The organism is Frankia sp. CcMO1 (assembly GCF_977945845.1).
This window is the reverse complement of record NZ_CDWTMG010000202.1, coordinates 1-9,152: the sequence shown is the minus strand read 5'-3', so window position 1 is coordinate 9,152 and position 9,152 is coordinate 1. Positions and strand designations below refer to the sequence as shown.

The window sequence follows — 9,152 nt, the reverse complement described above, 5'->3', positions numbered from 1 at the left end:
TGAATGTTTACCCACCGGCATCGTCGTCACGACCAGGCCGGTGGTGGCCTTCGCGTCGGCGGATCGCGGCGCGCACGTGCCCACGAAGGGCCCCGTCGCGGTGCGGCTCGTCGATCCGGTACCGACTGTCGGCGCGTACGCGGTCTGGCCTCCGGATCCGCAGCCCGTCGTCACGGCCTTCCTCAACAGCCTCGACGCCGCCGGGCCGTTCCTGGGCCCGCCGTCCCTGGATCCGTCCAGGTCAGACGAGCCGGCGACCGGCCCGGCACCAAGGCCGCGGAGCACGCCCGCGGCCCTGACCTCGGTGACCGCCGGTGCGTGCTCGCTGATCCGGCAGGCCTGAAGACCGGCACGTTTGAAGATCGGTACTCCTGAACAATTGATCGATCAAAGAAAACCATCGTGGCCAGCTCCACAGCGACGTCCGTACCCATTCACATGGGCTGGAAAGACGGTTAGCATGAAGAAGTGGCTGGGCTTGTCCCGTTCCACTCGCGGTGCCATTCGGAGCGATGGGGCGATGTCGGAACGTCTTTGTCATCGTCTTTTCTGCCGCATTTAATAGGGGGTTTTTCGTCGACCATCCGGGCTGATCTATGCGTGTCCGGGAACGGGGATCAACTGTGAACATTCTGCGGGTGCCCGGAGGTACTGAGCTGCCCGCCGACCGAGGGTTGGCCGCCGCCGTCCTTACTGAGGTCGCCACGGTCGCCGACCGGCCGGTCCTGGCCCGCCAGGTGGCCGGAGGCTGGCGCGATGTGACCACGGGCCGGTTCTGCTCAGACGTCGTGGCCGTCGCCAGGGGCTTGGTGGCGCACGACGTCGGGGTTGGCGACCGGGTTGCGATCATGGGTTGGACCGGTTACGGCTGGGCCGTTGCCGACTTCGCGATCTGGAGCATCGGCGCGGTCACCGTCCCCGTCTACCCGACCTCCTCGGCCCACCAGGTCGACCACATCATCAGTGACTCCAAGGCCTCGTGGTGCTTCGTCGAGACACCCGACCACGAGCGCCTGGTCCTGTCCGCGGGTCTTCCCGCGACGCACGTCTGGTCCCTGGACGAGGCTGTGTCGGCACTCGGCACCGCCGGTCAGTCCGTCGCGGAGTCCGAGGTGCTCCGGCGCCGGGACGCGGTCCGGGCCGACGACCTCGCGACGATCCTCTACACCAGCGGGACGACCGGCGTGCCGAAGGGCTGCCTGCTGACCCACGCGAACGTCTTCTCTGCCGCCGTCAACTCGGTGGAACGGCTGGACTCGGTGATGCGTCCGGCCACCGGCTCGGCCAATACCATTCTGTTCCTCCCGCTCTCGCACGTGTTCGGGCGCGTAACCATGATCGGGTGCCTGTGGGCCGGAGTGCGGACGGCCCTGCTGCCGGACCCCGGGGGCCTCGTCGCGGCGCTGCACATCTTCCGCCCCACCTTCCTGATTACTGTTCCGTCGGCGCTGGAGAAGATGCGCAAGGGCGCGCGGGCGGCGGCGGGCGGACTCTCGGGGCGCCTGTTCGCCGAGGCCGAACGGACCGCCTGCGCGCTGGGTCGGGCCCGGCGTGGGCAGGGCGGCCTGGGGCTCGTCACGCGGCTTCAGGCCCCGCTGTTCGACCGGCTGGTGTACCGCCGGTTGCGCGCGGCGTTCGGCGGGCGACTGCGGCACGTCGTGTGCGGGGGAGCGACGCTCGACCCCTCCACGGCCGAGTTCCTCACCGGGGTCGGGGTGTACGTCCTCGGCGCGTACGGGCTGACCGAGGCGTCGACGGCCGTCAGCATCAGCGATCCCGGGCTCGACCGGCCGGGCAGCACGGGCCGTCCGCTGCCGGCGACCACCGTCGCGATCAGCGACGAGGACGAGGTCCTGGTGGCCGGGCCGCAGGTCTCGTCGGGCTACTGGCCGGATCGGACGGGCGTGCACGAGCCGTGGTTGCGCACCGGTGACCTCGGTCGGCTCGACGACGAAGGGTATCTCCACATCACCGGTCGGATCAAAGAGATCATTATCACCACCGGGGGGAAGAACGTCTCGCCGGCACCGCTGGAGGACCGCATCCGGCTGCACCCGCTGGTCAGCAACGCCATAGTGATCGGGGAGAACCGGCCGTTCGTGACGGCCCTCGTGACCCTCGACCGGGCCGCCGTACAGGCCTGGGCCCGGCGGGGCGGTCACGAGCTGGACGAGGCCGCCGCCCACACCGACCCTCGGCTGGCCGCCGAGGTCAGCGCCGCGGTCGACGCGGCGAACGCGCAAGTCTCGCGGGCCGAGTCGGTGCGGAAGTTCCGCCTCCTGAGCCACGACTTCACCATCCAGGGCGGCCAGCTCCCCCCGTCGTTGAAGTTTCGCCGTGCCGTGATCGAGGAGGAGAACGCCAAGGAGATCGAGGAGCTGTACGCGTCCTGACCGCCCGGCACTGGCCCGGCACTGACGTCCGCCCGCCTGGATCTCGGCGCATCGAAACGGAGCCGCACGTGGATTCCGCCGCACCGCCCCTGGGAGCACCGGATCGGCCCGTACAGTCCGACCCGGGCATGGAACCGCCCGACCACACCTGGCTGCGCGGCCTGGTGAGCAAGGCGTTCACTCCGCGCACGATCGAGGGGATGCGGCCGCGGGCCGAGCAGGTCGTCGACGACCTGCTGAGCCGCCTCATCCACCGGGGCCTGACGTCGCTGCCGCTGAGCCTCACTCCCGGAGGCGTCGCGTGAGCATCGAGACGACCGACCCGACGGCGGACAGGCGGACGACAGCCAGGCAGGGGGTGGACCGGCAGGGGGTGGACCGGCAGGCGGCGCGGCAGGTGGTGGTCACCGGTCTCGGGGCCACGACACCGCTCGGCGGCGATGTCGCGTCGACGTGGAGTGGCGTGCTGGCCGGCCGGTCCGGGATCCGCCGGCTCGATGAGCCGTGGGCGCAGTCGCTGCCGGTCCGCATCGCGGCGCCGGTGGCCGTCGAGCCGCCGCTCGGCCGGGTGGAGGCACGCACGCTCGACCGGGGGCAGCGGCTCGCCCTCGTCGCCGCCCGGGAAGCCTGGGCCGACGCGGGCACCCCCACGCCGGAGTCGGAACGTTTCGCCGTCGTCGTCGGCTCCGGGGTCGGCGGCCTCACCACCCTGCTTGACCAGTACGACGTGTTCCGGGAGCGCGGGGCGCGCCGGGTGTCCCCGCACCTGGTGCCGATGCTCATGCCGAACGGACCGGCCGCGGCGGTGGGTCTCGCGCTCGGTGCCCGCGCCGGGGTGCACGCTCCGGTGAGCGCCTGCGCGTCCGGTGCAGAGGCCATCGCCACCGCGGTCGACCTGATCCAGGCCGGTCGGGCGGATGTCGTCGTCGCCGGTGGAACGGAGGCCGCCGTCCATCCGCTCCCGCTCGCGGGATTCGCGCAGATGCAGGCGCTGTCCCGCCGGGAGGACCCGCCGGAGTCGGCGTCCCGGCCGTTCGACAAGGCCCGGGACGGATGCGTGCTCGGCGAGGGTGCCGGGATGTTCGTCCTGGAGGCCGCCGAGCACGCCTGCGCTCGCGGCGCCCGGGTCTACACGACCGTGGCCGGCGCGGGGGTCAGCGCCGACGCCTATCACGTCGCCGCCCCCGACCCGACGGGAGCCGGGGCGGCGCGGGCCGTGCGCCGGGCGTTGCACGCCGCCGGTCTTGACCCGGCGGACGTGGTGCACGTGAACGCGCATGCCTCAGGGACACCGGCTGGGGATCTCGCCGAGAGCCGCGCGCTGCGCGGCGCGCTGGGCGCGGCGCTCGACGGTGTCGCGGTGACGTCGACGAAGTCGATGACCGGACATCTGCTGGGCGCGGCCGGCGCGGCCGGCGCGGTGGAGGCGGTGCTCTGCGTGCTGACGTTGCGGGAGCGGACGGTCCCGGCGACCCGCAACCTCGAGGCGATCGACGACGAGATCACGCTGGACGTGGTGACGATGGACAACCGGCCGATCCGGACCGGCGCGGCGCTGTCGACGTCGTTCGGCTTCGGCGGCCACGATGTCTGCCTCGCCTTCATCCCCTGGCCCTAACATCCCCTGGCCCTGACCGTCGGTCGCCTCGCCGTGGTCGGTACGTCTGGCCCGAGCGGACACCGGGCGGCCATGGCGGGACCATCGGGTGCGCACGATGCTCAGAAAGTCGCCATGCACATGTTGCCAAAGATCCGACTAGCCGTAACCATTGGCCCGTGATGTCCTACGAACAGGTACTGCAGGTGTCCGATCCGCTCGAGCGAGCCGCGTTGGCAGATGATCTGATGTGGGCTGATCATCCGCGCAGGCTGGATCTGCGCACAGCACGTGGGGTAGCCATTCGAGAGGCGTTGGAGACGGGGCGGTCGGCCGACGACGTCGCTCGCCGACTCGTCGTCACCGTGGCCGATCTGACCTGGATGGCCGCGCCTGCGGCATCCGCCGTAGCTTGATCCGTCGAGGGCCGGTCGGACAACGGCGTCCGCCGACCCGAACCCCACTGCCGGTCGTCCACCCTCGGAACCGTGCCGTCGTCCGTGGCCTTTCAGGGCCGCAGTCGGAACGGTGGGTAGTCGTCCGTGGTCAGAATGATCGCGTAGCAGACCACCCGGTTCGTCCAGCGCAGCACGCCGACGACGAAGTCGAACAGTCCCCGCGGGAGGCGTCCGGTGAGGAGCACGGCGAACCAGCCGACGATCATCGCCGCCACCGTCGCGATGTACAGGAAGAACAGCGCGATGTAGTGCGGGACCGCCAGCAGCCACTTGACCAGGGGTAGCCAGCGGTTCAGCCGCGCGGCGTCCGGATAGGGAATCGTCAGGTGGACGGCCTGTTCGTCCTCCGTCGAGGGATATTCGTCCCGCAGCAGAGTGAGATAGGCCACGACCCGGTTCGTGAAACTCAGTAGGGCGACATGCCAGTCGAACCACCACCGCGGGTACCTCTGTCGGAAAAGAATCAGCAGCAGGGGAGCGAAGAACAGCAGCCCGCCGCCGAACACCGCGCTGTTTCTGTCGTATCCTGTACCGCCGACTGCCGCGAGGACGACCGCGATCGGGATGACCATAAGAATTCGAAAGAACACGGTGAGTCGATCGCGCTCCCCTGCCGGGTAGTCGACCTCGAAGGGGACGTAATGAAGTAACTTGCGCGTTTCGAACCCTCCACAGGCCTGTGACCTGCGATGATGCTCTCGATCGCGTATTTGTTACTTCATTACGTCCCCATAGCCGGGGTGTCGCGGCTCTACGCTGAATGTCTCCTGGTCGGTCATGGCTGCTCCCTGGTAAATCGGTAACCTCGTCCTGCTGGCTCATTGTCGGTCGGCGGTGCCGGGCGCGAGAGAGCCATGGGTCCCCCTTTTTCGGTCGGATCGGACCGAGGCGGCCACGGCGAACCATCCGGCTGATGGTATTCTTTGCCGCCACCCTGCCATCAGCAAGATTGGTGCGGAATATGCCCTTTTGTGCAGTCCTGTCGTTTTTATCGAGAAGAGGGCATCGAGAAAGGGACGCTGTCAGCAGAGTGACGACGGCCATGATCTGTCAGGTCGCCCGCGAGGACTGTCCTCAACGCCGGGCGGTAGTCCTCGACACCGAACGGGTAGGGAGACCGACGGGCCGGCCGCGAGCGGCGGCGCTCCAGTGATGCCGCGGAGTGCGGGCCGCGCCGGAGCAGGTGCGGGCGCCGGTCGACGAGGACAGGAACCCCGGTGGTGTGAACGCCCGACGTCACGGCCGTGCCGGGCGCCGAGGAGCCGCGGATGCACGAGCTGGCGATCATCCAGAACGTCGTGGACACGATCGTGGAACGGATCGGGGCGGCGCGGGCCACGGCGGTTCACCTGGTCATCGGGCAGGTGTCCGGCGTCGTGCCCGGCTCCGTCCGGTTCTGTTTCGACCTGGTGGCAGCGGGCACGCCGGTCGAAGGCGCTCGCCTGGAGATCGACGAACCGCCGGGCCGTGCCCGTTGCCGGCGGTGCGGCGTCACGTTCGAGGCCGACGACCTCCTGCTCCTGGTGCTCTGCCCGTGCGGCAGCGCCGACGTCGAGGTGGTCGGTGGCGACGAGCTGATGATCGAGGCGGTCGAGGTGACACCCGTGCCGAGCGGCGGAGGTGATGTGGGATGTGTGGAACCTGCGGGTGTGACGACGCCGCGCCGCCGCCCCGACTAACCTCCTTCACCTCCGTCGACCCTGTTGGCCCGGTCGGCCCGGTCCTCGTCAGTCCCGGCCCGGCGCATGACGGCCACGCGCATGACGGGGGGACCTCGTCGCGCACCGTGGTCGTCGAGGAGCGGGTGCTGGCCAGGAACGACATGCTCGCCGAGGCGAACCGCCGCCGCCTGCTCGCTCGTGACGTGCTGGCGATCAACCTGATGAGCTCGCCGGGATCGGGCAAGACGACGCTGCTGGAGCGGACCGTCCGCGAGTTCGGCGTGAGCGTGCCGATCGCGGTGGTTGAAGGTGATCAGGAGAGCATCCGGGACGCCGAGCGCATCCGGTCCACGGGGGCTCCCGTCGTCCAGATCAACACTGATGGAGATTGAGCCGTTGGACGATCGCGGCAACCTGGCGGGCCGCGACGTTGGGCGCGGCGGTGCGGGTCGGGTGGTTCGCCGGCGGTGGCCGGTCTCGGCGACGGTCCGGGTGTCCGTGACGCGGGCCGCGGCTCCCTTCCGGCTGTACCGGCTGCGCCTGGCCGTCGAGAACACGGTGGCGGACGTCCCCGTCGGCGCCGCGCGACCGATGGCGCTGTGCCGATCGATGATCGCGACACACAGCCTCCTGGGTGTGCGCGGGGGACGGTTCCTCTCGCTGCTCGATCCGCCGACCTGGGCCGCCGGGGCGACACGGGGGTGCGAGAACATCCACACCTTTCCCGTTCTCGCCGGTGCCGACGGAGCGCCGGATGTGATGCTATCCTCGCCGATTATCCTGTACGATCATCCCCGGATCGCCCCCGAGAGCCCGGGTGACCTCTTCGACGCCACCGAGATCGATGAAATCCTCTCGCTGCGCACGCTGGCTCTGACCGACGACGAGAAACACGAGGCCCGGGCGACCGATCGCCGCGCCGCGGAGATCATCGACCGGGTCGACGGCATCCCGCGGGACACCCTCGCCCGCCTGCATGGTGCCGTCCGGTCGCTGCGACCGATTCCGTCGTCCGGGGCCGCACCGGCCGGCGTACCGGTCGCCGCCGCGACCACGCGATGGTGGGAGCCGGAGGCGGACCGGTCGGTCCGTCCGGACAGCGACAGTGTTTCCCTGGACGGCGTGATGATCGCCAAGGGCAGTCGGGTCCGGCTGCATCCCCGTAGCCGTGAAAGTGGCCGTGGAAGCGACGCGCACGACATGTTTTTCATGGGGCGAGAGGCCCGGGTTCAGGCCGTCTTTCTGGACGTCGACGGCGCCTGGCACGTCGCGGTGTCCCTGGACGACGACCCGGCCGCCGATCTGCACCGGTGGTACGGCCGTCATTACTACTTTGCACCCGAGGAGCTGGCACCGCTCACCGACGGACCGGGTGCGTCATGAGCGGGCCGGCGCCCACCCGCGCGGGTCCGTCTGCGGGTCCGTCCGCGGGCCCACCGCGCGTCCTCGTGGCCGGGATCGGCAACCTGTTCCTCGGCGACGACGGATTCGGGGTGGAGGTCGTGCGCCGCATCGACCCGGCGGACCTGCCGGCCGGGGTGGACGTCGTCGACTACGGGATCCGCGGCGTGCATCTCGCCTATGAGCTCCTCGACGGCCGGTACGACGTGGTGATCCTCGTCGACGCGGTCTCGTCGACCGATCCACCGGGGACTCTCACGGTGCTCCGGCCCGAACTTGACGGGGCCGGCGTGGACGACATCCCCGTCGACGAGATCCCCGTCATGGACGCCCATGGCATGTCTCCCGACGTGGTCCTGCGGTTGCTGCGGGGCCTCGGTGGCGATGTCGGCCGAGTGCTGGTCGTCGGCTGCCGACCCGCCGTCGTCGAGGAGCGGATGGGACTGTCCCGCGCCGCGGGGATGGCCGTCGACGACGCGGTGCGGCTCATCGCGCAGATCATCCGAGACCCCGGCCCGTGGGATCCATCCCCAGCATCCGCCAGTAGGAGGGAGAGGCCAAGATGACGGCCACGAACCCGCAGTCCGTGACTCCGCAGCCCGGGAGCCCGCGACGCGGCGGTTTCGACGAGGTGCACATCCTCTGGATCTCCGAGGGGATGAGCTGCGACGGCGACACGGTGTCGGTGACCGCGGCCTCCCAGCCGGCGATCGAGGATGTCGTCACCGGGCTCGTGCCGGGATTGCCGACGGTCCATCTGCACAACAAGGTGCTGTCGCCGACCGTCGGCGGGGAGGAGTTCCTGGCCCCGTACCGAGCCGCGGCCCGCGGTGACATCGAGCCGTTCATCCTCGTCATCGAGGGCTCGATTCCGAACGAGAACATCCACGGCGACGGGTACTGGACGTCGTTCGGGAACGATCCGGACACCGGCCAGCCGCTGACCCTGAACTGGTGGATCGACCGGCTGGCCCCCAGGGCGTGGGCGGTCGTCGCGATCGGCACCTGCGCCGCGTACGGCGGGATCCACGCGATGGCCGGCAACCTGACCGGGTCGATGGGCCTTGCCGACTACCTGGGCCATGACTTCACCTCCGCCGGCAACCTGCCGATCGTCAACGTCCCCGGCTGCCCGGTCCAACCGGACGACTTCATGGAGACGCTGACCTGGGTGCTTTACCACGCGGCGGGCGCGGCACCACCGCCACCGCTGGACGACCAGCTCCGACCCCAGTGGATTTTCGGCCGGACCGTGCACGAGGGCTGTGACCGGGCGGGCTACTACGAGCAGGCCAATTTCGCGAAGGACTACAACTCGCCGAAGTGCCAGGTGAAGATCGGCTGTTGGGGTCCGGTGGTGAACTGCAACGTGCCCAAGCGCGGATGGATGGGCGGGCTGGGCGGCTGCCCGAACGTGGGCGGCATCTGCATCGCCTGCACGATGCCGGGATTCCCGGACAAGTTCATGCCGTTCATGGACATGCCTCCGGGAGCGAGCCTGTCCTCGCTCGCGATCAAACCTTACGGGTCGTTTATCCGCAGGCTGCGTGGCATCACCAATGCGACGGCGAACACCGAGCCGAAGTGGCGGCACAACCGGGAGCTGCTGACCACCGGCTACGACCCGCGTTACCGCCCCTAG

At 69.8% G+C, this 9,152-nt stretch carries 10 protein-coding genes and 1 pseudogene; 10 read left to right on the top strand and 1 reads right to left on the bottom strand.

Annotated features, from left to right (window positions below; genetic code table 11):
- From AC08OU_RS19145 to AC08OU_RS19125, 5 genes and pseudogenes are all read left to right on the top strand, one after another.
- A pseudogene (locus tag AC08OU_RS19145) lies at positions 1 to 343 on the top strand (LysR family transcriptional regulator); the annotation flags it as partial.
- 280 nt (positions 344 to 623) lie between these two features.
- Positions 624 to 2,393, top strand: a complete 1,770-nt coding sequence (locus AC08OU_RS19140; RefSeq protein WP_476605452.1) for an AMP-dependent synthetase/ligase — start codon at positions 624 to 626, stop codon at positions 2,391 to 2,393.
- Between the two features lie 128 nt (positions 2,394 to 2,521).
- Positions 2,522 to 2,698: a hypothetical protein gene (locus tag AC08OU_RS19135; RefSeq protein ID WP_476601474.1), complete on the top strand. Its 177-nt coding sequence runs from the start codon at positions 2,522 to 2,524 to the stop codon at positions 2,696 to 2,698.
- A gap of 53 nt (positions 2,699 to 2,751) precedes the next feature.
- Entirely contained in the window at positions 2,752 to 4,011 is a 1,260-nt protein-coding gene (locus AC08OU_RS19130) for a beta-ketoacyl-[acyl-carrier-protein] synthase family protein (protein ID WP_476601481.1), read from the top strand.
- Between the two features lie 161 nt (positions 4,012 to 4,172).
- Positions 4,173 to 4,406 (top strand): hypothetical protein, encoded by a 234-nt coding sequence (locus AC08OU_RS19125; protein WP_476605453.1) that lies wholly within the window; start codon positions 4,173 to 4,175, stop codon positions 4,404 to 4,406.
- A 92-nt stretch (positions 4,407 to 4,498) separates the two neighbouring features.
- Here the strand turns inward: AC08OU_RS19125 and AC08OU_RS19120 are convergent, their stop codons facing one another.
- Positions 4,499 to 5,020, bottom strand: a complete 522-nt coding sequence (locus tag AC08OU_RS19120; RefSeq protein WP_476605451.1) for a DUF4389 domain-containing protein — start codon at positions 5,018 to 5,020, stop codon at positions 4,499 to 4,501.
- A gap of 696 nt (positions 5,021 to 5,716) precedes the next feature.
- Here AC08OU_RS19120 and AC08OU_RS19115 point away from each other — a divergent pair.
- From AC08OU_RS19115 to AC08OU_RS19095, 5 genes are read left to right on the top strand one after another with little or no spacing between them, the layout of a single operon-like run.
- The gene (locus tag AC08OU_RS19115; RefSeq protein WP_476601476.1) at positions 5,717 to 6,127 is read left to right on the top strand and encodes a hydrogenase maturation nickel metallochaperone HypA/HybF; all 411 of its coding nucleotides are present in this window, start codon (positions 5,717 to 5,719) and stop codon (positions 6,125 to 6,127) included.
- Positions 6,079 to 6,501: a GTP-binding protein gene (locus tag AC08OU_RS19110; RefSeq protein ID WP_476601477.1), complete on the top strand. Its 423-nt coding sequence runs from the start codon at positions 6,079 to 6,081 to the stop codon at positions 6,499 to 6,501. The genes AC08OU_RS19115 and AC08OU_RS19110 overlap by 49 nt, the downstream gene beginning before the upstream one ends.
- Positions 6,491 to 7,492 carry a hypothetical protein gene (locus AC08OU_RS19105; protein ID WP_476605450.1) on the top strand — a complete coding sequence of 334 codons (1,002 nt, stop codon included), beginning with the start codon at positions 6,491 to 6,493 and terminating at the stop codon, positions 7,490 to 7,492. Before AC08OU_RS19110 ends, AC08OU_RS19105 begins: the two co-directional genes overlap by 11 nt.
- A complete protein-coding gene (locus AC08OU_RS19100; RefSeq protein ID WP_476601479.1) occupies positions 7,489 to 8,076 on the top strand; it encodes a hydrogenase maturation protease in 588 nt (195 codons plus the stop codon). The genes AC08OU_RS19105 and AC08OU_RS19100 overlap by 4 nt, the downstream gene beginning before the upstream one ends.
- The gene (locus tag AC08OU_RS19095; RefSeq protein ID WP_476605449.1) at positions 8,073 to 9,152 is read left to right on the top strand and encodes an NADH-quinone oxidoreductase subunit B family protein; all 1,080 of its coding nucleotides are present in this window, start codon (positions 8,073 to 8,075) and stop codon (positions 9,150 to 9,152) included. Before AC08OU_RS19100 ends, AC08OU_RS19095 begins: the two co-directional genes overlap by 4 nt.